This is a genomic window from Janthinobacterium sp. TPC_1 (assembly GCF_056037845.1).
Genome location: NZ_CP195157.1, coordinates 2,504,531 through 2,527,241, shown reverse-complemented (window position 1 = coordinate 2,527,241; position 22,711 = coordinate 2,504,531). Strand labels below are relative to the sequence as shown.

At 62.6% G+C, this 22,711-nt stretch carries 21 protein-coding genes and 3 pseudogenes; 15 read left to right on the top strand and 9 right to left on the bottom strand.

Features of this window, described 5'->3' with window-relative positions; all coding sequences use genetic code 11:
• The first annotated feature begins 72 nt into the window (after positions 1-72).
• The 6 genes and pseudogenes from ftsY (at position 73) to ACQVLG_RS12390 (ending at position 5,150) form a co-directional block, all read left to right on the top strand.
• Positions 73-1,128 carry a signal recognition particle-docking protein FtsY gene (gene ftsY, locus ACQVLG_RS12415; RefSeq protein ID WP_474294808.1) on the top strand — a complete coding sequence of 352 codons (1,056 nt, stop codon included), beginning with the start codon at positions 73-75 and terminating at the stop codon, positions 1,126-1,128.
• Positions 1,129-1,136: 8 nt separating this feature from the next.
• A complete protein-coding gene (locus ACQVLG_RS12410) occupies positions 1,137-1,880 on the top strand; it encodes a cell division ATP-binding protein FtsE (RefSeq protein ID WP_070312921.1) in 744 nt (247 codons plus the stop codon).
• Positions 1,877-2,797: a permease-like cell division protein FtsX gene (gene ftsX / locus ACQVLG_RS12405; protein ID WP_070222518.1), complete on the top strand. Its 921-nt coding sequence runs from the start codon at positions 1,877-1,879 to the stop codon at positions 2,795-2,797. The genes ACQVLG_RS12410 and ftsX overlap by 4 nt, the downstream gene beginning before the upstream one ends.
• A 410-nt stretch (positions 2,798-3,207) precedes the next feature.
• Positions 3,208-4,100: pseudogene (rpoH, locus tag ACQVLG_RS12400) on the top strand (RNA polymerase sigma factor RpoH).
• An 88-nt stretch (positions 4,101-4,188) separates the two neighbouring features.
• The gene (locus ACQVLG_RS12395) at positions 4,189-4,851 is read left to right on the top strand and encodes a hypothetical protein (protein ID WP_474294805.1); all 663 of its coding nucleotides are present in this window, start codon (positions 4,189-4,191) and stop codon (positions 4,849-4,851) included.
• Positions 4,848-5,150 carry a hypothetical protein gene (locus tag ACQVLG_RS12390; protein ID WP_474294804.1) on the top strand — a complete coding sequence of 101 codons (303 nt, stop codon included), beginning with the start codon at positions 4,848-4,850 and terminating at the stop codon, positions 5,148-5,150. The genes ACQVLG_RS12395 and ACQVLG_RS12390 overlap by 4 nt, the downstream gene beginning before the upstream one ends.
• 27 nt (positions 5,151-5,177) lie before the next feature.
• Here the strand turns inward: ACQVLG_RS12390 and ACQVLG_RS12385 are convergent, their stop codons facing one another.
• On the bottom strand, positions 5,178-5,441 hold the full coding sequence (locus ACQVLG_RS12385; protein WP_474294802.1) for a hypothetical protein: 264 nt from the start codon (positions 5,439-5,441) through the stop codon (positions 5,178-5,180).
• A 179-nt stretch (positions 5,442-5,620) separates the two neighbouring features.
• On the opposite strand from ACQVLG_RS12385, the gene ACQVLG_RS12380 reads away from it, so the two are divergent.
• Entirely contained in the window at positions 5,621-6,073 is a 453-nt protein-coding gene (locus ACQVLG_RS12380) for a hypothetical protein (protein WP_474294800.1), read from the top strand.
• 3 nt (positions 6,074-6,076) lie between these two features.
• On the opposite strand, the gene ACQVLG_RS12375 is transcribed toward ACQVLG_RS12380, so the two are convergent.
• Positions 6,077-6,433 carry an antibiotic biosynthesis monooxygenase family protein gene (locus tag ACQVLG_RS12375; RefSeq protein WP_474294798.1) on the bottom strand — a complete coding sequence of 119 codons (357 nt, stop codon included), beginning with the start codon at positions 6,431-6,433 and terminating at the stop codon, positions 6,077-6,079.
• Positions 6,430-7,545, bottom strand: coding sequence for a cytochrome P450 (locus ACQVLG_RS12370; protein ID WP_474294796.1), 1,116 nt, complete (start codon positions 7,543-7,545; stop codon positions 6,430-6,432). Before ACQVLG_RS12370 ends, ACQVLG_RS12375 begins: the two co-directional genes overlap by 4 nt.
• Positions 7,546-7,625: 80 nt before the next feature.
• Here ACQVLG_RS12370 and ACQVLG_RS12365 point away from each other — a divergent pair, with 80 nt between their 5' ends.
• From ACQVLG_RS12365 to ACQVLG_RS12345, 5 genes are all read left to right on the top strand, one after another.
• Positions 7,626-8,312, top strand: coding sequence for an ArsR/SmtB family transcription factor (locus ACQVLG_RS12365; RefSeq protein WP_474294794.1), 687 nt, complete (start codon positions 7,626-7,628; stop codon positions 8,310-8,312).
• Between the two features lie 139 nt (positions 8,313-8,451).
• Positions 8,452-9,309, top strand: coding sequence for a DUF3667 domain-containing protein (locus ACQVLG_RS12360; RefSeq protein WP_474295633.1), 858 nt, complete (start codon positions 8,452-8,454; stop codon positions 9,307-9,309).
• Between the two features lie 76 nt (positions 9,310-9,385).
• Positions 9,386-10,111, top strand: coding sequence for an ABC transporter ATP-binding protein (locus ACQVLG_RS12355; RefSeq protein ID WP_474294792.1), 726 nt, complete (start codon positions 9,386-9,388; stop codon positions 10,109-10,111).
• Complete coding sequence (locus ACQVLG_RS12350) at positions 10,108-12,390, top strand: lysostaphin resistance A-like protein (protein WP_474294790.1); 2,283 nt, start codon at positions 10,108-10,110, stop codon at positions 12,388-12,390. The genes ACQVLG_RS12355 and ACQVLG_RS12350 overlap by 4 nt, the downstream gene beginning before the upstream one ends.
• A gap of 72 nt (positions 12,391-12,462) precedes the next feature.
• Positions 12,463-14,115, top strand: coding sequence for a patatin-like phospholipase family protein (locus tag ACQVLG_RS12345; RefSeq protein ID WP_474294788.1), 1,653 nt, complete (start codon positions 12,463-12,465; stop codon positions 14,113-14,115).
• Between the two features lie 70 nt (positions 14,116-14,185).
• Here ACQVLG_RS12345 and ACQVLG_RS12340 read toward each other — a convergent pair whose 3' ends face one another.
• The 5 genes and pseudogenes from ACQVLG_RS12340 to ACQVLG_RS12320 all read right to left on the bottom strand — a co-directional run bounded on the left by ACQVLG_RS12340 (position 14,186) and on the right by ACQVLG_RS12320 (position 17,657).
• Positions 14,186-14,404 carry a hypothetical protein gene (locus tag ACQVLG_RS12340; protein WP_034784905.1) on the bottom strand — a complete coding sequence of 73 codons (219 nt, stop codon included), beginning with the start codon at positions 14,402-14,404 and terminating at the stop codon, positions 14,186-14,188.
• 81 nt (positions 14,405-14,485) lie between these two features.
• Positions 14,486-15,066, bottom strand: a pseudogene (locus tag ACQVLG_RS12335) (TerD family protein).
• A 39-nt stretch (positions 15,067-15,105) separates the two neighbouring features.
• Positions 15,106-15,803, bottom strand: a pseudogene (locus ACQVLG_RS12330) (TIGR00266 family protein).
• Between the two features lie 73 nt (positions 15,804-15,876).
• Complete coding sequence (locus ACQVLG_RS12325) at positions 15,877-16,452, bottom strand: TerD family protein (RefSeq protein WP_077399765.1); 576 nt, start codon at positions 16,450-16,452, stop codon at positions 15,877-15,879.
• A gap of 131 nt (positions 16,453-16,583) precedes the next feature.
• Positions 16,584-17,657, bottom strand: coding sequence for a DUF475 domain-containing protein (locus tag ACQVLG_RS12320; RefSeq protein ID WP_474294785.1), 1,074 nt, complete (start codon positions 17,655-17,657; stop codon positions 16,584-16,586).
• Positions 17,658-17,774: 117 nt separating this feature from the next.
• On the opposite strand from ACQVLG_RS12320, the gene nhaR reads away from it, so the two are divergent.
• The 3 genes from nhaR (at position 17,775) to ACQVLG_RS12305 (ending at position 21,611) form a co-directional block, all read left to right on the top strand.
• Positions 17,775-18,689 carry a transcriptional activator NhaR gene (gene nhaR, locus ACQVLG_RS12315; RefSeq protein WP_474294784.1) on the top strand — a complete coding sequence of 305 codons (915 nt, stop codon included), beginning with the start codon at positions 17,775-17,777 and terminating at the stop codon, positions 18,687-18,689.
• Between the two features lie 126 nt (positions 18,690-18,815).
• A complete protein-coding gene (locus ACQVLG_RS12310; protein ID WP_474294782.1) occupies positions 18,816-20,150 on the top strand; it encodes an MFS transporter in 1,335 nt (444 codons plus the stop codon).
• 120 nt (positions 20,151-20,270) lie between these two features.
• Positions 20,271-21,611: a hemolysin family protein gene (locus ACQVLG_RS12305; protein ID WP_034749482.1), complete on the top strand. Its 1,341-nt coding sequence runs from the start codon at positions 20,271-20,273 to the stop codon at positions 21,609-21,611.
• Here ACQVLG_RS12305 and ACQVLG_RS12300 read toward each other — a convergent pair whose 3' ends face one another.
• Positions 21,612-22,688: an AI-2E family transporter gene (locus tag ACQVLG_RS12300; RefSeq protein WP_474294780.1), complete on the bottom strand. Its 1,077-nt coding sequence runs from the start codon at positions 22,686-22,688 to the stop codon at positions 21,612-21,614. It abuts the gene before it with no gap.
• Positions 22,689-22,711: the final 23 nt, after the last annotated feature.

Here is a 22,711-nt window from a genome sequence, read left to right as displayed (position 1 = left end):
CTGGTAGAATAGCCCGTAACAACAGTGTCCGGCGCCGCCGGGCCTTAGGTCAGCACCCGCCACCACACATCCATGTTTAGTTTCTTCAAGAAAAAACCCATCGCTCCCGAGGCTGCGCCAGCCGAGCCCCTCGCCCTTCCCGCCACGCCGCCCGCACCGCAGCCTGCCGCTACGCCCCTGAGCGGCGCGCCGGCCGAGCTCGTGCCCGTGATCGTGGCCGCCGAACCCGAGAAAAAATCGTGGATGACGCGCCTGAAGGCGGGCCTGTCGAAAACCTCGAACACCCTGTCCGTGCTGTTCGTCGGCGCGAAGATCGACGACGCCCTGTACGAAGAACTGGAAGCGGCGCTGCTGATGTCCGACGCGGGCATCGACGCCACGGAATTCCTGCTCACGGAATTGAAGAAAAAGGTCAAGGAAGACAAGCTGCTCGACGCGGCCGCCGTCAAGGCCGCGCTGAAAGTGCTGCTGATCGAGCTGCTGAGCCCGCTGGAAAAGCGTTTCGAGCTGGGCCGCCACAAGCCGCTGGTGATGATGATTTCCGGCGTGAATGGCGCCGGCAAGACCACCACCATCGGCAAGCTGGCCAAGCACATGCAGTCGAATAACCAGTCCGTGCTGCTGGCCGCGGGCGACACCTTCCGCGCCGCCGCGCGCGAACAATTGATGGTCTGGGGCGAGCGCAACAACGTCACCGTGATTTCGCAGGAATCGGGCGACCCGGCCGCCGTGGCCTACGATTCCGTACAATCGGCGAAGGCGCGCGGCATCGACGTGGTCATGGTCGACACGGCCGGCCGCTTGCCGACGCAGTTGCACCTGATGGAAGAATTGAAGAAAATCAAGCGCGTGATCGGCAAGGGCATGGAGGGCGCGCCGCATGAAACCCTGCTCGTCATCGACGGCAACACGGGCCAGAATGCATTGACGCAAGTCAAGGCCTTCGACGATGCCCTGCAGCTGAGCGGGCTGGTGATCACCAAGCTGGACGGTACCGCCAAGGGCGGCGTGCTGGCGGCGATCGCCCGCGTGCGCCCCGTGCCCGTGTACTTCATCGGCATCGGTGAGAAAATTGAAGACTTGCAGCCCTTCGTGGCTGCCGAATTTGTCGAAGCGCTGCTCGGATAAGCCCATACATGATTGAATTTCAGCACGTCTCCAAGCAATACTCCCCCGACGCCGTGGCGCTCAGCGACATTTCGCTCAGTATTGCCAAAGGCGAGCTGGTCTTCCTGGCCGGCCCGTCCGGCGCCGGCAAGTCCACCCTGCTGAAAATGATTGCCGCCATGGAACGCCCCACGTCGGGCAAGCTGATCGTCAACGGCCAGGACATGGCGAAGATCAAGCCGGCCGGCGTGCCCTTCCTGCGCCGCAACATGGGCCTGATCTTCCAGCAGCAAAAATTACTCAACGACCGCTCCATCCTGGCCAACGTCATGCTGCCGCTGCTCGTCGTCGGCGCGCATAAAGTTGCTGCCGAGCAACGCGCGCGCGCCGCACTCGACAAAGTCGGGCTGCTCGACCGCGCCATGGCGCGTCCGCTGTCGCTGTCGGGCGGCGAGCAGCAGCGCGTCTCGATTGCGCGCGCCATCGTCAACCGGCCGCAGATCATCCTGGCCGACGAACCGACGGCCAACCTGGACCGCGCCAGCGCCAACAAGGTGCTCGACGCCCTCAAAGCATTCCATTCGGTGGGCGTGACCTGCCTCATTTCCAGCCATGACGAACAGATGCTCGACGCCGCCGCCCGCGTGATCCACCTGAAGAACGGCCAGCTGGTCGCCATCGACAAGGCCACGCAGGCCCCCGTGTTCGCCCCGCCCGATCCTGATTTCGCCCCCTCCCCCGATGCGGACGACGCGCAGGGAGAACAGGCATGAGAGGCTGGTTCCGCCAACACCGCTTCGCGCTCGGTTCGGCGCTGATTCACTTGCGCAAGTCGCCGGGCGGCTTCCTGTTGAACGTGCTCGTCGTCGCCATCGCCCTGTCGCTGCCGTTCGCCGGCTTGACCATGCTCGACAACGTGCGCCCCATGTCGGAACAGATGTCGGTCGACCCGGAAATCAGCGTTTTCCTGAAGATCGACACGCCGCGCGAACAGGCCGTGGCCCTGGCCAGCGCCATGCGCAAGATCGTCGGCGAGCAAAAGGCAAAGATCGTCTTCATCCCGCGCGAACAGGCACTCGACACGCTGAAAAACAAGAACGGCCTGGCCGACGTGCTCAGCACCCTGGGCGACAATCCCTTGCCCGACAGCTATGTGCTGAAACTGGACGCCTTCAGCAGCGCCAGCGAAGCGCAGGATGTCGATGCCGTGGCGGAACAGCTGCGCCACCTGCCCGGCGTGGAATCGGCGCAAGTCGATTCGGCCTGGGTCAAGCGCCTGGCGGCCCTGCTGGGCGTGCTGCGCCTGGTGCTGCTGCTGCTGGCCATCACCCTGGGCGTGGCCGTCATCGCCGTGGTCTTCAATACCATCCGCCTGCAGGTGATGCAGCAGCGCGATGAAATCAGCATCTCGAAATTGATTGGCGCCACCGACACCTTCATCCACCGCCCCTTCTATTACACGGGCGCCCTGCTGGGCCTGTGCGCGGGGGCGCTGGCCTTGGGCGCCGTAGCGCTGGCCTTGCAGCCGCTCAATACCGCGATTGCCGAGTTTGCACGCCTGTACGCGTCCGAATTCCAGCTGGTGCCGCTGGCGCCGCTGCCGATGGCCGGCTTGCTGGCCGTCAGCGCAGGCCTCGGCCTGATCGGCGCCTTCCTCTGCGTGCAGCGCCACCTGGCGCGCCTGAACTGACCTTCCCTTCCATGGCGGCGCCTGCGGTGCCGCCATGCGCCTCGCCATCCCCATCTGCTGTTATCTTGATATTTAGCAAGTATTCTTAAGGTTCGCTTCAGCCAGAGCCCGTAGACTAGCCATGTTGTCGTAAAGCGGCCTGCAGCGCTGTTCAGACATATTTATCAAACATTAAATCATCATAGTATTTAGGCTATCAGGACGATTAAATGTGCTGATTGGCACTCTCAGGCAGAGAGTGCTAATATAGGGACATACCAACAGCAGAACCGCCATGGACGCCAGATGAAGATGGTGCCGCGGTCTGCAAAGTGCAAGACCGAATACGCAAAACAGAACAGACAATCGGGCCACGTCGTGTGACGCGGCCAACTGGAACAAAGCAAGACTACGAGGGAGAAAACATGACTATGATGTCCGCAACATCCGCATTGGTTCCGACCAAAAGTAATGCGCTGGGCCTCGGGTTCACTGGCAATCTGGGCAATATTGACGCCTATATTTCGGCCGTGAACCGTCTGCCCATGTTGACCCACGACGAAGAAATTTCGCTGGCGAAACGCCTGCGCGAAAAAAATGACCTGGCCGCCGCGCAAGAGCTGGTGCTGTCGCACCTGCGCCTGGTGGTCTCGATTGCCCGCGGCTATCTGGGCTATGGCTTGCCGCACGCCGACCTGATTCAGGAAGGCAATATCGGCTTGATGAAAGCCGTGAAACGTTTCGATCCAGACCAGGGCGTGCGCCTGGTGTCCTACGCCATGCACTGGGTGAAAGCCGAGATGCATGAGTACATCCTGAAAAACTGGCGCCTGGTCAAGGTCGCGACGACGAAGGCGCAGCGCAAGCTGTTCTCAACCTGCGCAGCCACAAGACGGGCCTCGATGCGATGACGCCGAAGCAGATCGATGCGCTGGCCAAGCTGCTCGATGTGAAACGCGAAGAAGTGATCGAAATGGAAACGCGCTTGAGCGGCCGCGACATTGCGCTGGAATCGCCGACCGACGATGAAGACGACAAGTTTTCGCCGATCGCCTACCTGTCGTCGGAGCAAAGCGAGCCGACCAAGGTGCTGGAAGCGGAACAAGTGACGCGCCTGCAATCGGAAGGCCTGGAAACGGCCTTGTCCAAGCTGGACGCCCGTTCGCGCCGCATCATCGAAGCGCGCTGGCTGGCCAACGACGACGGTTCCGGCGCCACCCTGCACGCCCTGGCGGAAGAGTTCGGCGTATCGGCCGAGCGCATCCGCCAGATCGAAGTGGCGGCGCTGAAAAAAATGAAGGGCGCCCTGGCGGCGTATGTCTGAGCGGCGCCTGCCGCCTGAAGCTCAAAATGCCGCTGCGTCACACGAAGCGGCATTTTTTTTATGAACGCTATGCTTCAAGGGCGTGACGATGAGCAAGCGCGATGCACTCACCGCGGAATTATTTAATTGCCAAGTACGTGTCCTGCACGAGACCACGGCAAGTCAATTCCTGTTAAATGGACATGTGCTCGATACTGCCGCGTTTGCAAAACTGACCGGAGCGCCCGACGGCAGCTACATGCTGCCCGTCATCACGTCAGGCGGCGATCTTGAAATCGAAGTTGCCCATGACGATATTATTGAAACGATGCAACGTACGGTACAGCAAAGCGCGGACGGCTTTCAGCTTGTCAGCAACGATATTTTAGTCATCAAGAAAGAGTTCAGAGGCTTGGGCATCGCCATCCGAAGTTTTGCGATCGAAGCAAGGGAAGCGCAACGCCTGGGTATCGCTAAAATCAAGGCTCTAGCGGCAGGGAAAGTCGGCGATGAATTCAGCGGCTGGTATCTGTGGGCCAGGGCCGGCTTCCAGGCGGACCTGGACGCCGCCGAACGCGCGCAGCTTGCCGGTGAAACCGCGCCTGCGCTGCGCTCGGCCCGTACCTTGCACGACTTGATGCGCACGCCGGAAGGCGTCGACTGGTGGCGCAGACATGGACGGGGACGCCAGGTCGAGTTTGACCTCGCGCCTGCGAGTGCCCATTGGGATATACTGCATCTGTATCTGGCTGAAAAAGGTGTGATCATATGAATACCACCAAGAAAATCATCAATCTCAATGAGATTCTTCAGGCAAAAACCGAGGAAGAGATACAAGCTCGGCTCGCAGAGATGCAAACCCGCCGGCCGGCAGGAGCACCGCGCATCGCCGCGCTCAAGCGCGCGTCACCGGAGCAGTTCAACGTGGCCGTGCCCGGACTGCCCAAGGATGCACTAAAAAAGCGTTTGCTCGACGCCATTAAAAAGTTGCCGCCGCACGCGGCGGTGAGGCCCAGCGGTCTTGACGCGGCAATGGCCAAACCCCGTACGAAACGGGCAAAAACCGTTTGATGTACGGGGGTGACGGACGCCCGTCGCTCAGGCAGCCAAGCCCTTGACGAGGACTTCGGCGACCAATTCATTCAGATCCGCGCCGCGTTCCTTGGCCAGGGTCTGCAATTGCAACACCAGATCGCTGTTCAGCTTGACGGCGAACGGCACCAGGCCCAGGGCCTGATCGCGCTTGCGCTGCTCGCGGCGGTCGACGACCACCGCTTCCTTACCGAATGCACCGGCGCCGGGAACATTCATCTTTCCCATCAGTTTCTTGGCATCGCTTTTGGCCAGGTCGGTTTTTTTCATGGTTGTTTCCTGATTTTCAAAACAGCCATTCTACGCAGTAATCGGCGCGCCGCGTGGCCGGCGCGTCAATTCATCCGCAGCGCGCCAATGGTGCGCCGGAAAAATATCATTTTGTTATTATCATTTTCATCCCATGCGTGCACGCCACGCGGGGGGACGCTCCAACTGAAAGGAAAAACATGGATTACCTACATCAATCGTACCGAACGTGGTTGCTCCTCCTGTTCCTCGCCTGCCTGGCCGTGCTGGCGGGCTGCGGCGCGGCCGGCAGCGCCGGCGACGCGGAAAATACGCCGCGCAGCGTCACCCACGTGCTGTCGCCGGGCGAACAGGTGGCCATCACGGCCACCGATACCCTGAAACTCGAGCGCGTCAACGACAGCCGCTGCCGCAAGGGCGCCGTATGCGTGTGGAAAGGCTACGTCAGCTACAGTTTCAGTTTGCTCAACAGCGCTGGCGCTACCGACATCGTGCTGTCCGAATCCATGCCCGGCGCCGCCAGTTCCGTCACCGTCAACCACCTGACGTTCACCCTGCTCGACGTCGACCCGGCCACGCCGCCCGCCCTCAACGCGGCCGAGCCCACCTACCGGGTCAAAGTGAAAATTACGCAGGGCGCGCTGCCCCGCTAAACGCTAGGCATCGTGACGCTGGCGGCTGTCGGCGGGCGCCTGCTGCTGCTCCAGCATGCCGTAATCGCCGTAATCGCGCACCACGCCGGCGATGCGCAGCCGGTAATCGTCGAACACACCGTGCCGGCCGGCCGACTGCGCCGCGCGGTGCGCTTCGAGCTGCCGCCACCGGGCCAGCGCCGCCTCGTCGCGAAAGAAGGACAGCGACAGCAATTTGCCTGGCTCGCTCAGGCTGCTGAAACGTTCGATGGAAATGAAACCGTCCACTTCATCGAGCAAGGGCCGCAGCGCGGCCGCCAGGTCAAGATATTGCTGGCGGCCATCGGCGCTGGGCCAGACTTCAAAAATCACGGCAATCATGCGTTGTCTCCTTGCGCAAACACGGGAATGCGGGCGTTCAGCGACGGCAGATAGGTCCACGCCAGCGGCATACCTTCCAATGCACCGGCCCATGCCTGCAGGCAAGCCGTGGCGATGGTGTGCGCGATGGACTGGCCCGGACAGGCGTGGCGGCCATGGCCAAAACCCAACTCCGCATGGCCGGCGCTGGCCAGCACGACGACGATCATCTGCCCGGCCGGTATGCGCACGCCGTGCAATGCCACGGCATCGGCCGTGTAGCGGCGCGTGTTGTGGATGGCGGGATCATGCCGGCTGGCCTCGCGCAGCATGGCCGGCCAGCGCTCGGGTGCAGCGCGCAGTTGCGCGAACAACTGCGGCTGCGCGCGCAAGGCCACGATGGCATTGCCCAGCAAACCGGCCGTGGCGTCGCAGGTCTGCGACAGCAAGCCCACGAGGTTGGCCAGCATGCCGCCGCCCATGGCATCCGCCCCGGCCACGATGTCGTGCAGCACGCTGCCGGGCCGCGCGTCGCCCTCACGCAGCAAGGCGGCAAAACATTGCAGCAAGGCATCAGCCGCTTCCTGCGCGCCTGCCAATTGTTCTCCATTGCTCAGCGGCGACAAACAGGCGACAAAGGCGCGCGTCCAGGCGGCCAGCGCCGGCCATTGCGCTGGCGCAAAGCCCAGCAAGTCCGCCATGGCGAACAGGGGCAGTTCAAACATCGCGTCATTCAGCTGCGTGGCGCTGCCGGGAACGCGGTCGCCGGCAAGATCCACCACCCGTCCATGCAGGCGCGCCAAATCCGCCTGGCCCAGCGCCCGCGCCAGCACCTGTTTCGGCACGGCATGCCGCTCGCCATCGTTCATGCGCACCAGTTCGGCAAAAATCGCGCCGCACGGCGTGCCTGCCAGGTTCTGCGGCACGGCCTGGCCCGGCGGGCGCACGCGGCAAGCGGGATGCGCCAGCACGGCCTGCACGCCGGCCACGCCCGTCGCCAGCCAGCAATCGAGCTGCGCGTCGAAGCGCAGGGGCGGGCCGTCCGCCAGGCGGCGATAGTAGCCGTACGGCGCCGCGTGGGTGACGGCAGAAAAAGGGTTGGCGGGATCGATAACAAAGTCGGCGAGCGGCATGCGCATTCCATTGCAGTGAAGTGGGGACACGAGTATGCTGGCCCTTCCACCACAACACTTCGCCCACGGACGAATCATGGATGACAAGCTTCCCTCGGCCGACATGGGTGGCGCAACTGGCCGGCGCCATCGCCGAACCGGCGCGCGCGCGCATGCTGTGCAGCCTGCTCGATGGCCATGCGCGCACGGCCACGGAATTGGCCACCTTGGCCGAGGTGGGCGCCTCGACGGCCAGCGCCCACCTGAGCCGCTTGCGCGAGAATGGCTTGCTGTCCATGCTGGCGCAAGGCAAGCACCGCTATTACCGCCTGGCCAGCATGGAGGTGGGCCACGCCCTCGAAGCGCTGCTGGTGGTGGCCGGCGTGGCCGCAACGCCCTTTACGCCCACCACGCCGGACCGCTTGCGCCATGCGCGCACCTGCTACGACCACATGGCCGGCACCGTGGCCGTCGCCCTGCACGACCAGTTGCATGCGCAAGGCTGGCTGCTCGACGATGGCGCAGAATATCGCCTGTCGGAAGCGGGCACGGCCGGCATGGCGGCCCTGGGCATCGACGTGCCGCAACTGCAGCGCCAGCGCCGCCGCTTCGCCTGTGCCTGCCTGGACTGGAGCGAACGGCGCGCCCACCTGGGCGGCGCGCTGGGCGCCGCCGTCCTGCAACTGGCCCTGCGCCAGGGCTGGGCCGAGCGCGAACTCGACAGCCGCGCCCTGCGCATCGCGCCAAGCGGGGAGCGGCGCCTGCTGGCCGCATTTGCCTGCCGCTGAACGGTACAGGCATTTTGTATCTCATAAGCAACTATCGAGAGAAAAATGCCCTTTTATCATTGTTTTCATTCATCATAGGCTGCGCCCTTGAGCGTGCATTTTTCCCTTTCGGCCATGGAAAGAGTCCATCTTGAAAACAGTGTCGTCCAGCACCAGTCCCGCCAGTACCTGCCATAACTGCCACACCGACGCGCCAGGCAACTTCTGCAGCGCCTGCGGCCAGTCCACCACCCTGCACGTACCCAGCGCGCGCGAATTCCTGCATGAATTTGTCGCGCATTATGTGGCGCTCGAAGGCAAGCTATGGCGTACGCTGGCCCTGCTGCTGTTCCGCCCTGGCGCACTGAGCAATGAATACATCGCGGGACGCCGCGTGCGCTACGTCGAGCCGCTGCGCGTCTACCTGAGCTTCAGCATCCTGTTCTTTGCCATCCTCAAGTTCAGCAGCCCCGACGTATTCCTCACCGTCCACGACCAGCAAGCCCAGGCAAGCGCCCACGGCCCACGTCAAATTCCGGAAAGCAAGACATCGCCTATGCAGGTCAGCATTTTGGGCCAGACGCCCACCCTGCCGCGCCAATGGCAAGACTTTGAGCAACTGCCCACGGCCGAGAAACAAAAACTCGTGGTGGAAAGCTTTTTCCATTACGCGCCGTACGCCATGTTTGGCCTGATGCCGCTGTTCGCCCTGTTCCTGAAAATCCTCTACCTGGGCAGCGGACGGCGCTATGGCGAGCATTTCCTGTTCGCCCTGCATACGAATGCCTTCGCCTTCATCACGATGGCGCTGATGATCCTCATCCCCGTCGACCTTGTCCGCCTTGCGCTCGGCGCCTGGCTGTGCTGGGCCTATCTGCCGTGGGCCATGTGGCGCGTGTATCCAAGCGGCAAGCTCGCTACCGTCTGCCGCTGGCTGCTGTTGATGGCAGCCTACTGCCTCGCCATGGGCCTGGCGATCGTGGCCTGCATCGCCATCGGCGTGATGTTGCGACATTAAGTTAGGCCACTAAGGGGCGCTCCGGCGGCGCCGTCTCGGGCTATCATCCTGCACGCCATCTTTTTTGGGAAGCATGATGATCGCCTTCGAAGGCTTGTCCAAACACTACGGCACGTTCGAAGCCGTCAAGCCGCTGACCTTACAGGTTAGCAAGGGGGAGCTCTTCGGTTTCCTGGGTCCGAACGGGGCCGGCAAGACCACCACCATCCGCATGCTGATGGGCATCCTCGTGCCCAGCAGCGGCCGCGTGCTGGTCGATGGCCTCGATTGCCACCGCGATGGCGCCGCCGTCAAGCGCAAGGTCGGCTACCTGCCCGACACCCCCATCTTTTACGATTATTTGCGGGGCCGTGAAATCCTGCAATTCGTGGCCGAAATGCATGGTTTTACGCGCGCGGAAGCGGCCGACCGCGCCGCGCGCCTGCTGACGGAATTCGGCCTGGACGAGGCGGCCGAAGACTTTGCCGTCAACTACTCGCTGGGCATGAAGAAAAAGCTGGGCCTGGCGTGCGCGCTGATCCACGATCCGGCCGTGCTGATTCTCGACGAGCCGATCAACGGCCTCGACCCGCGCGCGTCGCGCGAGGTGCAGGAACGCCTGTTGCGCCGCGCCGCCGCCGGCACCACCATCTTCGTGTCCACGCATTTGCTGGACATGGCGCAAAAGCTGTGCAGCCGCGTCGCCATCATCCACCGGGGCGCCCTGGTGGCCACGGGCAGCCTGGACGATATCCGCCAGCAACTGTCCAGCGATGGCAGCCTGGAAGACCTCTTTTTGCAACTCACCGACGAAACCGCATGACACCGGCGCCGCCCACCGCCTGGCGCGCCGTCTGGCTGCTGACGCGCTTGCGCCTGCAGCGCTTGCTCAACGTCAGCGGCCGGGGCCTTTCCTTCGCGAAAAACAATAAAAGCCGCCCCGCCACGCCGGGCAAGCGCAGCAGGCGCTGGCTGCCGGGCGCGCTGCTCTTGCTGCCCATGCTGTTTTCCTTCGGCAGCATCGCCCGCCATGGCGTCCTGAACATGCATTGTTTGCTGGACCAGGTCGCCGCCTGCCAGGTGCGCGGCAGCCTGCACACGGATAGCCACCTGCTCGACCCCGTCATCGCCCAGCTGATGGGCGCGCCGTTCAGCACGGCGCTGATCGGCGGCCTGACGCTGCAACTGGCGCTGCTGTGGCTGGTCAGCGTGTTATTGCCGCTGGGCATGGGAGAGTTGTCGAAGCCGGACTGGGACCTGGAATGGCTGGTCACCTTGCCCGTCGAAAAAAGCACCTTGCTGTGGGCGCGCGTGCTCGAACGCACGCTCGTCAATCCGGCCGGCTTGCTGGCCCTGTGGCCCGGCACGACCATGATCGCCTGGTATGCGGGCCAGGGCTGGCTTTCACCGCTGTCCGGCCTGCTCGCCAGCCTCGTCCTGCTGGCCCTGGCCGCTATGCTGCGCACCCTCGTCGACACGGGCTTGCGCCTGTCGCTCAATCCTGCCCAGCTGGGCAACCTGCAGGCGCTGATTTCGCTGGCGGGCCTGTTTCCCATGTATATGGGCATGTCCTTCGGCATGGGCATGGGCGGCTTCGCCTATGACTGGGCGGCCGCCATGCCCGCCTGGAGCGGCTGGACGCCGCCGGGCCTGCTGGTACGGCTGCTCAATGCCGATGGCGTGGCCGCCTTGCTGCCCGCTATCCTGCTGCTGGCGCAATGCGTGTGCTTGATGCTGCTGGGCATGGCCGTGCTGCGCCGCCAGTTGCGCCACGGCGTCGTGGGCGCGGGCCAGCACGAAGCGGCGCGCAAGCCGGCAGCGACGCCATCGCCCCCACCCCGGTGGCGCCCGCGCCCCGGCACGCCGATCCAGCGGCGCGAATTGACGTTACTCTTGCGCGACCGCAATTTTCTCGTGCAAACCCTGTTGCTGCCGCTGCTCATCCTCGGCGGCCAGGCCCTGTTCACAGGCCAGGCGCGCGACCTGCACGCGCTGCTGGCCAGCCCCGTCCTGCTGGCCTGCACCGGCTTTTTCCTCGGCAGCTATGTGCTCATGATGTCGGCCTTCCAGACCCTGAACAAGGAAGGCGGCGCGCTGTGGCTGCTGTACACGTTTCCCGTCTCCATCGAGCAGGCGCTGCGGCAAAAGGCGCAACTGTGGGCCGTGCTGGCCCTGCTGTATCCAGTCATCCTGTTCGGCGCGGCGCTGGCCTGGCTGCCCGCCTGGTCGTGGCAGACGGCGGGCCTGATGCTGCTGGCCCTGGCCGGCATTCCCCTGTACGCGGCGATCGCAGTGGCGCTGGGCGTGTTTGCCAGCGACCCGCTGGCCACCGAGGCAACGGCAAAGGTGCGCCCCGCGTACATGTACCTGTATCTGCTGCTCACCAGCCTGTACATCGCGGCGCTGGCCGCCGGCAGCGCCGTGCAGCAGCTGGTGTTTGTCGCGCTCACGGGCGCGCTGGCCGTGGCCCTGTGGCAAAAGGCGCGCGATGCGCTGCCCTACCTGCTCGATCCGGCCGCCTCGCCGCCGGCCACGGTCTCGGCGGCCGACGGCCTGATCGCCGCCATGCTGTTTTTTATTCTGCAAACCCTGCTGTTGATCCTGCTCAAGGACCAGGTGGCCGGCATGCTCACGTATGTACTGCTGCACCTCGTGTATTGGCGCGCCGGGACGGCGGGCGTGCCGCGCATCGGACAGGGCCGCCAGCCGTGGTGCTGGGGAGGCGCAGGCGCCTGTATCGCGGCGCTGGCCGGCATCGGCTGCGCGGCCCTGTTGCCGCAGGCCGCTTCGCCATTGATGCATATCAATAGCAACGGACTGTGGCTGGCGGGACTGACGCTGCTGGCCGCGCCCCTGTGCGAGGAATTCATTTTCCGCGGCTTGCTGCAGGGCGGCTTGCGCCGCGCGCTGCCGGCCTGGCAGGCGGTCGGCATCGCCGCCGCACTGTTTGCCCTCGTGCATCCACCGGCCGCCATGCTGCCTGCCTTCGTGCTGGGCCTGTGCGCGGGCCTCGCGTACGAACGCAGCGGCGCGCTGCTGGCGCCCATGCTGGTACACGCCGGCTACAGCGCCGCCCTCCTCGCGTATGGACTGCATGCTTAATCACCGGCAAGTTTGCTAGAATCGCACACGTTTCCGTCCGTATCCCAACCCCTGACTACGCACAGATCGCGCATGCATCCACGTTTGTTTGTCCCATTTATCCTCGTTGCGCTGCTGAGCGGTTGCACGGTACTCGCCCTGCGCCCCAACAGCGGCGTCGAAAACCGCACGTTTGCCGTGCAGGAAGCACCGCGCCTGCGCATCGACGCGCCCAAGGCCCGCATCCAGAACCCGATGCCCAACGACCACTTCATCGGCATCGCCCTGTCCGGTGGCGGCAGCCGCGCGGCCAATTTCTCGGCCGCCTCGCTGGAGCAGCTGGAAGAGTTCGGCCTCGTCAGCGGCGCCTCGGCCATCTCCGGCGTCTCGGGCGGCGCCATCGCGGGCGGCTACTATGCGCTGCATGGCAAGCAGACGGATTGGCCCTTGCTGCGCAGCAAACTGAAAACGGATTTCTTCGGCCAGACCATATTAAAACCCGCCAACCTGACGACGATGTTGCTCACGAACAAGACGCGCACCTCGTTCCTGTCCGACGTGTTCGACGATGTGCTGTACGACAAGAAAACCTACCAGGACTTGCCGCACGACGGCCCCATCTTCCTGGCCAACGCAACGGACGCCACCGATGGCGGCAAGCGCGTGGTGTTTTCCTACGAGTATTTCTACGGCACCCTGCATTCGCCGATCCAGGATATCCGCCTGGCCACGGCCGTGGCCACCTCGGCCGCCTTTCCCGGCGTGTTCGATTCCGTCACCTTCGAGCGTTTCCGTCCGAAAAACAGTTTCGTGCCGGAACTCGGTTCCGAGTCGCGCGAATCGCCGTCCTACGTGCACCTGTTCGACGGCGGCGCGGCCGACAACCTGGGCGTGGAAACCCTGTGGGACGTGGCCTTGACTCAGCTGTACGGCAACGACATGGCCGTCGTGCCGCCGCGCCTGAACAGCAAGCCCTTCATCCTCCTTTCCATCGATGCGAACGCACCCAATTCCAGCGCCGTCTTCGAAAAGATGTCGGACGAGCGCCAGCCGCTGGACCGCATCTTCAACAAGAATATCTACGATGCCGTCGACGCCCTGTTTTCACGCCAGCGCAAGGAAAACCTCGTCAAGATGGGCTTTGGGCAAGCCCGCTTCGATACCATCACGCATGAAAACTTCGGCGACCTGAGCCAGAAATTCGTCAAGGGCAAGCGCACCTCGGCCTTTGCCATCCCCGTGCTGTGCCGCCCCCACCTGGGCCAGTACCGCTGCGAAGTCGATGCGGCCGATCCCTTGCCGGGCCAGATCCGCACGCGGCTGGAAGGCTTTGCCTGGCATATTTCCATCGACCAGATCGCCTCGCTGGCGCTGCGCCTGTCCAGCGGCGATGCGCAAGTCGACAGTGCGCGCAAGGAAGAGCGCGCCGCCCTCGTCAAGCTGCAGCGCCTGGCCACGCAAACGAAGACCCATCTGAAACTGACGGGTCCGGAAAACTGCAGCCCGGACGTCCTGCAATCGGCCCTGTACAGCGCCGCGCGCGTGCTGATCCTCGACGACGAGGAATCGCGCTTCGCCCTGTGCGATTACATGCTGGCGGGCCAGCTGATCAATGACGACACCGTCTGCAAGCAGCGCTACGTGCACGCCGTGCCCCGCTTCGCCATCGAAAGCGAAGATTTGCAGTACCGCAACCTGAGTTCGGACGGCAATTCCGTGAACGTGCCGATACGCTGCAAGAAGTGAGCGCGCACAAAAAAGCCCGCACGATCGCTCGTGCGGGCTTTAGCGCAAGGATTCCTGGCGCCCGGTTGACTTATATCAACCGACTACGCCTGCGCATGTAGCTGCGGCTTAATGCACCTTCCAGTTCCTGCTCCGTTTTATGCTGGTTTACCGTGTACAGGGCCCACAGGGCCGCCGGCGCCCAGCCGATCACAGTGCACTGCAAAATCAAGGCGGCGGCACCGGCCAGCGGGCGCCCCAGCATGAAAAACGTGAGACACGGAAGTAGCAAGGCTATCAGCAATCGCATCACGACATACTCTCCTTCAATATAGAGCAGCGGACAAGGGCCGGTATCCGGTCCGCCCCCCCGCCCGCTGCGTACTGCTCCTTATAGATGCACGGCGATTTGCGGCATCAGGTCGTCAAAGGTGCGACCGTTGCCGTTTTCTCCGATGGCGTGCATCTTCCATTCGCCGTTATGGCGGTACAGCTTGGCCATGATCTGTGCCGTGTGGGTACCTTGCACAGACAGGTTGAAACGCGCGACTTCCGGTTATTGCTGGCATTCAAGATGCGGCAATAGGCGTTTTCCACCTGCGAGAAGTTCTGGCCAGTAAAGCTGTTGACGGTGAAGACCAGGCTTTTCACGTGCGCCGGCACTTTCGACAGATCGACATTGATCTGTTCGTCGTCGCCATCGCCCGCGCCCGTGCGGTTGTCGCCCGTGTGGACAATGCTGCCGTCCTTGCTTTTCAGCTGGCGGAACCAGACGATATCGGACGTGCTCTTGTTGTCATCGAACATAACGCACGAGGCGTCCAGGTCGACGGCTTCCGTCTTCGAACCGAAACCGAGGAAACCCTTGGTCTTGGCCGCATCCCAGCCCAGGCCCATGGTGATGCGGGTCAGGGTGGTACCAGCTTCTTTGTCCAGAGAAATCTTCTGGCCCTTGCTCAAATTGACAGACATACGCATAGCTCCTGTTTGCTTAGTTACATCAAATATTAGTTACGCCGGCTTGCTTTGGGTCCAGGCGAGAAAGGCCGCGCGGTTGCGCGAACACACGAGGATTTTTCCCGTGCCTGAGAATTTCAGTACTACGCCCTCGCCGCTGGTCTGGCTATTGATCAAATTGCCCAGAAAGCCGCCGCTGCTGCCGGTCGTCATGGAAATTTCGTATTGCAGGCGGTTGTCCCAGCATACGACGTGCGAGTTATCGATCACCACGTCCTTGCCAGGCGTCACTTCCAGTATCGACATCGCGCCAAAACCGGACACCGCCAGCTGGCCGCTGCCTGCCGTCTCGGTGATGAAAAAAAACCACCGCTCTGGGCAAACAGCGCATTGCCAAGGCTTTGCGTGCGCACCTTCAATTCCACGCCAGAGCTGGCCGCCACGAAGGCGCCGTCGCTGATCATGTATTGTTGGGCTCCAATATCGAGCACCCGCATCGCGCCGGGCAAGGTGGGCGACAGCAGACAGTCGCCGTCGCCCCGCATGGCCTCGATATGCTGCTGAAAGAACGATTCCCCGTTGGCAAAGGTGCGCATCAGCGCAGCGCCTATGCCGCCCGTCATCTTGCCTTTCAGCTCAAGATTGGTTTCCATCATCACCATCGCATTGGATTCGCAATAAATCTTCTCGCCCTTGGCCAGTGACACATGCAGGAACGGGTCGACGTCCCCGGTAATATTGAAAACTGGCATCTGACTATTCCTTCCTCAACGATGATGGTGATGGCGGCGGCCCGCGCTGCGGACCGCCTTGATTATTTACAACTTACACGCCGACGCCGAACGATGCTGCGAGTGGACCCAGGCCGCCTTTGTAGCCCTGGCCGATGGCCTTGAATTTCCAATCGCCGCCGTTGCGGTAGATTTCGCCGAAGACCATGGCCGTTTCCGCCGAACCGTCTTCCGACAGGTCGAAACGGGCGATTTCCGTGTTGCCGTTGGCATTCACGCAACGTACGTAGGCCTTCGATACCATACCAAAGTTTTGCTTGCGCGCCTCGGCATCGTGAATCGTGACGCAGACGGCGATCTTATCGATCTCGGCTGGCACCGTGGCCAGGTCGACGATGACGGTTTCATCATCGCCATCGCCGGCGCCGGTGGTGTTGTCGCCCGAGTGGGTGACGGAACCGTCGCTCGACTTCAGGTTGTTGTAGAAAATCATGTCGACGTCGGCGCGAACCTTGCCGTCGGCCTTCAGCAGGAACACGGAACCGTCGATGTCGAACGCGGCGCCGTCGGTGGCGCGGGCATCCCAGCCCAGGCCGATGATCATCTTCGAAATGCCAGGAGCTTCCTTGCTCAGGTTGACGTTGCCGCCTTTTTGCAGACTGATTGCCATGATGTATTTCTCCTATGTGGGTTGTGTATGACCAAACACCTGGCGCCCTCCACCGGCCTGACTCCCCAGGCCGGCGGCGACGCTTGCTGCAACTTGCCGACAAACGGGTGTAATCGTTTGTCGCGCATTCTTTACACTGCCTTGACCGCTTCCAGCGCTTCCGTCTTGTCTTCTTCGAGGGCCATCCTGCGCTTGTAGCGGATCGACGACCACAGCGAGGCGAGAATGAAGGCTACCCCAATCAGACCCGTGAAGATCTCGGGAATGTGGAACTTCATGCTGACCAACATGATCACGGCCAGGATACCGATCGCATAGTGCGCGCCGTGCTCCAGATAAACGAACTCGTCGAGCGTGCCCTTGCGCACCAGGAACACCGTCATCGAACGCACGAACATCGCGCCGATTGCCAGGCCCAGCATGATGATCACGACATCCTTGGTGATGGCGAACGCGCCGATCACGCCGTCAAAGCTGAACGAGGCGTCGAGCACTTCCAGGTACAGGAAGCCGCCAATACCGCCGCGCTTGATGATGTCGCCCATGTTGCCGTCGCCGTTATCGCCTTCCAGCAAGCCACTGATCACATCGACGCCCACGTAGGTCAGGATGCCCCACAGGCCGGCCGTCAGGACTACCAGCTTCTGGCCTTCTTCGATCATCGACAGGCTGACCATCAGCGTGCCCAGGGCGATCATCACGGAAATCGACGAGATCTTGCCCAGCGCGCCCAGTTTTTCTTCAATACGGCCCAGCCAGTGCGTTTCTTTTTCCGAGTCCAGCAGGAAGTTCAGGAAAACCAGCAGCAGGAAAATGCCGCCGAAGGCCGCCACTTCCGCGTGGTGATTCGTCAGGTGCATCGAATACTGTTCCGGATTGCTCAGGGCCAGATTCCATACTTCCATCAAGCCCAGGTCCGCCGCTTGCGCCACGATGACCAGCGGGAACAGCAAACGCATGCCGAACACGGCGATGATGATGCCCACGCCGAGGAACAGGTTCTGCCAGAACTTGTCCCAGTTCTTCAGCACCGAGGCGTTGACCACCGCGTTGTCGAACGACAGCGAGACTTCCATCACGCCGAGGATTACCGCGATACCGAGCGCCGCCAGCATCGTCTGCACGCCACCGTGCGTATAACCCCACCAGGCGGAAATGCCCAGGCAGATAAATGTCACTAGAAATGACACTCTGAAATGCTTCATCGATAGTTCCCCTTTATCCAAATTCAATGGAACGTAGTATAGGGACGTGTGACGCATTTAAAAATGGAAGATAATGGAAGTATTACTTCGTAAAAACAGAAGATAGAGGATGCAGCGATGAAAACCACGGGCTTCAATTACCGCCATTTGTACTTCTTTTGGGTGGTCGCCAAGGAAGGCGGCGTGACGCGCGCGGCCGAACGGCTGGGACTGGCCGTGCAAACCATCAGCACCCAGCTGGCCCTGCTGGAAAAGGAACTGGGCAAGTCGCTGCTGCAGCCGCAGGGACGGCGATTGGTGCCAACGGAGGCGGGCCGCCTCGCGCTCGGCTATGCGGACCAGATTTTTTTGCTCGGCGAACAGATGCAGGAAGCGCTGGCCGACACGGATGCGGAAAAGATGCGTTTGACGGTGGGCATTTCCGATTCCTTGCCGAAACTGATGGCCTACCGCATGCTCGACGCCACGCGCAGCCTGGACAAGCCCGTCAAGCTCGTGTGCCTGGAGGATGAATTCGAATCCTTGCTGGCCGACCTGGCCCTGCACAAGCTGGACCTGGTGTTGACGGACCGCGCCGTGCCGGCCGGCGCCAGCCTGCGCGTATCCAGCCACCTGTGGGGCGAGAGCGCCATGAAGCTGTTCGCCATCCCCGCATTGGCGGAACAGTACCGCGGCAATTTCCCCCACAGCCTGCACGGCGCGCCATTTCTGCTGCCGGCGCGCAACAACGCCTTGCGCGGGCGCATCGACGAATGGATGGTGCAGCAAGGCGTGCGCCCCGACGTGGTCGGCGAATTCGAGGATAACGCCATGCTCAACGCGTTTGGCCGCAAGGGCCTGGGCCTGTTCTTCGCCTCGGCCAGCCTGGCGGGCGAGATCGAGGAGCAATTCGGTGCCGTGCTGGTGGGCGATGCCTCGTCCCTGCGCGAACAGTTTTATGTGATTTCCAACGAGCGCAAGATCATGCATCCGGCCCTCGATGTGATCCTGGCCGCCATCCAGGGGCACCCGAAGATTCACAAGGAAACCTGATAAATCCATTCGAAAATAACGTTTGAATAATCAATCAAAAGCGATTGTAATGAAGCCTGAGACAAACACGCGCCCCTCCCTCGCCGGCAGGGCGCGACCACCATAAAAAAAAACAGGAGCGGCACCATGTCCACGGCAGGCAAGACGATCGATATTCCCGATCTCATCAATAACAACAAGATCGGCTCCTTCCAGATCGGCATGCTGATCCTGTGCGGGCTATGCGTCATCATGGATGGCTTCGACGTGCAGGCGATGGGCTATGTGGCGCCGGCCATCATTGCCGACTGGCATGTGAGCAAGGCCAACCTGGGCCCCGTCTTCGGCGCGGGCTTGCTGGGCATGCTGGTCGGTTCGCTCGTTTTCAGCATCACGGCCGACAAGTTCGGCCGCCGTCCCGTGCTGATCGGCTCGACCATCTTCTTTTCCCTGTGCATGCTGGTCACGCCGCTGGCAACGACCATCGAGCAATTGCAGCTGATACGCTTCATTACCGGACTGGGCCTGGGCGCCGTGATGCCGAACGCCATGGCGCTGGCCGGCGAATACAGCCCCCTGCGCAAGAAAGTTACCTTGATGATGCTCGTCTCGTGCGGCTTTACCCTGGGCGCCGTGCTCGGTGGATTATTGTCCGCCGCGCTGATTCCCGCCTTCGGCTGGCAATCCGTGTTTTACGTGGGCGGCGTGGTGCCGCTGGTGATCGGCGTGCTGATGTTCTTCCTGCTGCCGGAATCGATGCAATTTCTGGTATTGAAGAAACGCAAGCTGGATAAAGTCGCCAAGTGGCTGAAACGCATCGATCCCACCGTCAACATCACGGCCGACACGCAATACGTCGTGCATGAAAAGGAACACAAGGGCGCGCCCGTGCTGCAATTGTTTACGGGCGGCCGCGCGAAGATGACGATTTTGTTGTGGGTCATCAACTTCATGAACTTGCTCAATTTATATTTCCTGTCCAACTGGCTGCCGACCATCGCCAAGGAAGCGGGCCTGTCGACGGCCAACGCCGTGCTGGCGGGCACGGCCCTGCAAGTGGGCGGCACCATCGGCACCCTCGTCATGGGCCAGCTGATCGACCGCTCCAGCTTCCGCCGCATCCTGCTGCCATGCTTCCTGGTCGCGGCAGTCGCCATTGCCCTGATCGGCCGTCCGGACGTGTCGCTGGCCTTCCTGTTCATTACCATCTTCATCGCCGGTTTCTGCGTGGTGGGCGGCCAGCCGGCCGTCAACGCCCTGGCGGCCAGCTACTACCCGACCACCCTGCGCTCGACGGGCATCGGCTGGAGCCTGGGCGTGGGCCGCATCGGTTCCATCATCGGTCCCGTGCTCGGTGGCGAGCTGATCCGCCTGAACTGGCCCAACAGCACAATTTTCCTCGTCGTCGCCATTCCCGCCATCGTCTCGGCCGTCATGGTCTTCGCCATGCGCGGCGGGCCGCAAACGGCCGCCAAAGGCTGAAAAAGCGTGGAAAACCGGGCGCGCGCGCCCGCCTGCACGGGCGGGGCGCGCGGCTAAATTAGGCTATGCCGGCCTTCGTCGTTTAAGATGTCGTTTTTACAGCCCATCTTCCGCGCCCCCATGCACAATGTCTTGCTAGTCCTGCTCGCCCTCTTCCTGGTCGCGCTGAACGGTTTTTTTGTTGCCGCCGAGTTTGGCATTGTCACCTTGCGCCGCACGCGCATCCGCGCCATCGCCAAGACGCAGGGACTACGGGGCCGCATCCTGGCCAAGGTGCATGGCCAGCTGGACGCCTACCTGTCCGCCTGCCAGCTGGGCATCACGCTGGCGTCGCTGGGCCTGGGCTGGGTCGGCGAACCGGCGTTTGCCGGCCTGCTCGAGCCGCTGTTCGGCGCCATCGGCGTCACCTCGCAAGAGCTGATCCACGGCGTGTCCTTCGTCGTCGCCTTCAGCGTGATTTCCTTCCTGCACATCGTCGTGGGCGAACTGGCCCCCAAATCGATGGCCATCCGCAACCCGGAAGCCGTCGGCCTGTGGAGCGCGATTCCCCTGTACGGCTTTTACTGGACCATGTACCCGGCCATCTACCTGCTCAACGCCAGCGCCAACTGGGTGCTGCGCCTGGCGGGCCTGTCCGGCAAGGGCGGCCACGATGCCCATTACTCGTCCGAAGAATTGAAACTGATCCTGCGCACCAGCCAGCCCGGCGAGAAGTTTACGCGCGACGAGCGCAACATCCTGGCGCAGTCGCTTGATTTCGAACAAATGACCGTGTCGGATCTGATGCGCCCGATCAATGAAGTGATCGCCCTGCACGCCTCGAACACGCTGGAAGAAAACCTCGACACGGTGCTGCGCAACCGCTTCAGCCGCTACCCGTATTTCGACACGAATGAAGACGACGTGCTGGGCGTGGTGCACCTCAAGGATCTGTTCTTTGCCCAGCAGGCGGGCAAACCGATCACCTCGCTCACGCCGTTCCTGCGTCCCGTCGACATCATTTCCGCGCGCACGCCGGCCCTGGAACTGTTCCGGCGCTTTCGCGACGGCGCGCCCCACTTCGCCCTGATCGGCGAGAAGGGCAAGCGTCCGCTGGGTTTTATTACGCTCGATAACTTGCTCGGCGCCATGGTGGGCGAAATCCGCGATGAATTCCGCCGCAATGAAAACGACTGGCTCAAGCAAAGCGACGGCACCCTGATCGGCAAGGCCAGCCTGCCCATCTTCTCGCTCGAACGCATCCTCGGCATCGATATCGAAAACGAGGAGCTGGGGCTGGACGACGTGGAATCGGTGGGCGGCTTGATCATGGTCAAGCTCGGTGACATCCCGAAGCAGGGCCAGCGCATCACCTTCGTCGACTTCGACATCGTCGTCAAGAAGATGAACGGGCCCCGCATCGTGCTGATCAAGGTGATTCCGAAGCAGGAACGCGATCTCGATGCGGACTTGCGCGACTGATTACTTCTTCAACGTAATCGTATCCTTGCCCTGCGGCACGGTGGTTTCGCCCACCGTCCACGTTTGCAGCAGGCTGTACAGCACCGCCAGCAGGGTCGGGCCGATAAAGATGCCGACGAAGCCGAAGGCCAGCACGCCGCCCAGCACGCCCAGCAGCACCAGCAAGAACGGCAGGCTGCTGCCGCGGCTGATCAGCATGGGTTTGACCACGTTGTCCACGCCGCTGATCAGCAGCGCGCCCCACACCAGCATGAAAATGCCCCAGCCCGTCTGGCCGTCTGAAAACAGCCAGATGGCGGCGCCGCCCCAGATCAATGGCGGGCCGACGGGAATCAGCGAAAAGATGAAGGTGGCCACGCCCAGCAGCGCGACGGCCGGCACGCCGGCGATCAGGAAGCCGACCACGGCCACCAGGGCCTGCGCCAGCGCTGTGCCCAGCAAGCCGTACATGACGCCGCGCACGGTGCGGCTGATGGTCAGGCCCACGCCCGGCGCGCTGTCGCCGATGATGCGGCCGGCGCCCGTCATCAGGGCACGGCTCAGTTGCTGGCCGTCGCGGTAGAGGAAGAAGCTGACGAACACGGCCAGGCTGGTCTGCGCCAGGCCCGTGCCCAGCAGGATGCCGCCGGAAGCGAGGAAGTGGCGCGCCGGCTCCAGCATGGTCTTACCCAAATTCAATAATTCCTCGCGGTCGGCAAGCAGGCGCTCCACGTAGCCGGCGATGGTTTCGCCCACCACGGGAATGTTGGCCAGCCAGGCCGGTGGATGCAGGCCGCCCGATTCCAGCGCCGTGCGCAGCTGTTCATAGATGCGCGAGACATTGTCGGCCAGGTTGTAGGTGACGAGGGCCAGCGGCAGCACGATGACCAGGATCAGGGACAGGGTCATGATGGCGGCCGCCAGGTTGCGCCGGCCTTTCAGGCGTTCGAGCAGCAGCAGGTACAGGGGCCAGCTGGAAATGCCCACGCAGGCGGCAAACAGCATGGCGGCGAGGAAGGGCCGCAAGACGAAAAAGCAGCCGATCAGCAAGAAGATGACGGCTGCCAGGCGGGCGTGCGGCTCGAAACGTTTATCCATGTACTGCGTATCCTGAAGATGGC